Annotated in this window: 2 protein-coding genes; both read left to right on the top strand. The window is 54.6% G+C overall.

The annotated features are described in order from the left end of the window. The coding region (lepB, locus tag KTG12_RS21045) for a signal peptidase I (protein WP_195305312.1) at nt 1-789 on the top strand (789 nt) is incomplete at its 5' end. A gap of 13 nt (nt 790-802) precedes the next feature. Further along, nucleotides 803-2,571, top strand: a 1,769-nt coding sequence (locus tag KTG12_RS21040; RefSeq protein ID WP_216945537.1) for an O-antigen ligase family protein, incomplete at its 3' end; no start/stop codon positions are given.

Genomic DNA, 2,571 nt, shown 5'->3' with positions numbered 1-2,571 from the left:
CAAGTCTTCCTCCTCGCCTCCTTCCGCATCCCCAGCGACTCGATGGAGCCGGAACTGGTCGAAGGGGATTTCGTGGCGGTCTGGAAACCGACGCTCGGCGCACGGCTGTTCGACCTCAACGCGACGCTGCGGCTGGAACAGACCGAGATACACCGCACACCGGGATTTCGGAAAGCCAAGCGGGGTGATGTGCTGGTCTTCAACTTCCCGCATCCCAACGGCTGGGACAAGATCGAGATGCATATCCTGAAATACTACATCAAACGGTGTATCGGATTGCCGGGCGACACGCTTTCCATCCGGAACGGAAGGTTCCGGATAAACGGCACGAACGAACCGCTCGGAAACATGGATTCGCAGGAACGCATCGGGCGGACGTTGCCGGGAGAGTTTCCGGACGGTGTCTATAAGGCATTCCCGTTCGACTCCGTCATCAGTTGGAACATCCGGAATTTCGGACCGCTCTATGTCCCGAAAGCCGGTGACAAGGTCGAAATGAACCGGGAAAATTATCTGTTATACCGCAAGCTGATCGCATGGGAACAAAAAGCGGAAATCAACTATAATGATTCAACCGTTTTCCTGAACGGCGAACCAATACGGGAATACCGCTTCTTGAAAAACTATTATTTCATGGCGGGTGACAAAGGCCTGAACTCGCAGGACTCGCGCTATTGGGGCTTGTTGCCGGAAGAATATATCGTCGGCAAGGCGGCATTTGTCTGGAAATCGGTCGATCCGTACACCGGGCAGTTCCGCTGGGATCGGTTCATGAAGAAAATCGAATAAAAAACGGATAAGCATGGAAATAAAATACACCGGCATGGAACTCAAATTGCATAGGCATGGAATCCGGACTGCACTGGCATCTGTTTTCGGAGCGATGCTGATCGCCACGCCGCTCGTCGGCGACAGCGCATTGGCGAACGGCATTGTGACGGGAAAAGTCTTCTGGTTCCACCTGTCGATGGCGCTGATGGCGATCGGGACGGTTGTGACGGCATGGCTTGGCGGGAGGAAAAGCATCCCGTTTGCATTGCCGGACGGATTGTTGCTCCTCTTTGCCGGGATCACGCTCGCGACATACGACCGGCAGCTCGATCCCGAACCCGAAAAACTGCTTTTCGGCGGGCAGTTGGTCGTGTTGTGGTTTCTGTTGCGCTATTTTCTTACAGAGGCTCCTTGCCTGAAGTTCTTTTTCTTATTTGTGCTGATGCTCACCGGACTGGTCGAAGCCGTCTGGGGAATGCAGCAATTGCATGGCTATGCCTATTCCAACCATTCGCTTTTCCGGCTGACGGGTTCTTTCTTTAATCCGGGGCCTTACTGCGGGTACTTAGCGGTCGTGCTGCCGGTTTGCCTGTGGACGGCGTTGCGGTTTCAAAAGGGGATGCATTATTTCGGCTGGGTATGCGCCGGAGCTATCCTGATTGTCCTGCCTGCCGGAATGAGTCGGTCGGCGTGGATGGCGGCGGTCGTGGCTTGCGGATGGGTGTACTGGACGGAACGGATCGGATGGGAGAAGACGAAAGCTGTATGTCGAAGGTATAAGAATACTACAATTCCTTTTATTGCAATTGTGGCGATATTGGTGGGATGTACCATTGCCGGGGTTTACGGGATGAAACAAGATTCGGCGGACGGGCGATTGCTGATGTGGAAAGTGACGGGGAAAGCGATTGCCGGACAGCCGCTTGCAGGAACGGGGTTAGGCGGATTCCCGGCGGCATACGCGGAGGCGCAAGGCGGGTATTTCGCAACAGGGAACGCAACAGACCGGGAGAAACGGGTGGCGGGATGTCCCGAATATGCGTTCAACGAATACCTGCAGATCGGGCTGGAACAGGGGGTCGGAGGGTTGATCGTGTTCGTGGCATGGCTGGGGAGCATGGCGTACTATGGAATCCGGAACAGGCAGCAGGGAGCGGCCGGTGGCGTGTTGGCGTTAGCGGTGTTCGCGGTGTCGTCCTATCCGTTGCAGTTGCCGTCGTTTTGGGTGGCGTTGGTGTTTTTGGGGGCGATATGCGTGACGGAAGATGGGACGCGGACAAGATCATCTGCCCTATCCGTATCACCGGTGTGCCATATTACGATGATAAGTCTGTTGTCGCTTGCCTCCGTCTGTCTGTTCATCTTGCAGAAAGGGCAATATGAGGCATATAAACGATGGGGACGGATGCAGATGATCTACAACAACAAGCCGTATGAATCGGTTGCGGAAGATTATCACGGTTTGCATGACAAGCTGAAGCATAAACCTGAATTCTTGTTCGAAGAGGCGCAATGCCTCAGCAAGACGGGACAACACGCCGAAGCGATACGGGTATTGGAACGGGCGAAGCGGCTGAGCGGAGACCCGATGATCCGGTACATGATCGCCAAAAACCGGCAGATGCTCGGAGATTACCGGGAGGCGGAAGAAGAATTGCTTCAGGCTATCGGGATACTGCCGGAGAGATTGTATCCATATTATTTGTTAGCCAAGCTATATGCAGAGCCGGAGTTCTACCAGGTGGATAAATTGCGGGCTGCCGCCAGTGTCGTGCTGGCCAAAAAGCCGAAGGTGGAAAC

Source organism: Parabacteroides sp. MSK.9.14 (genome assembly GCF_019041495.1).
GTDB classification, from domain to species: Bacteria; Bacteroidota; Bacteroidia; order Bacteroidales; family Tannerellaceae; genus Parabacteroides; species Parabacteroides merdae.
Note: the sequence above shows the minus strand (reverse complement) of the source record. Positions and strands in the feature narration are given on the sequence as shown.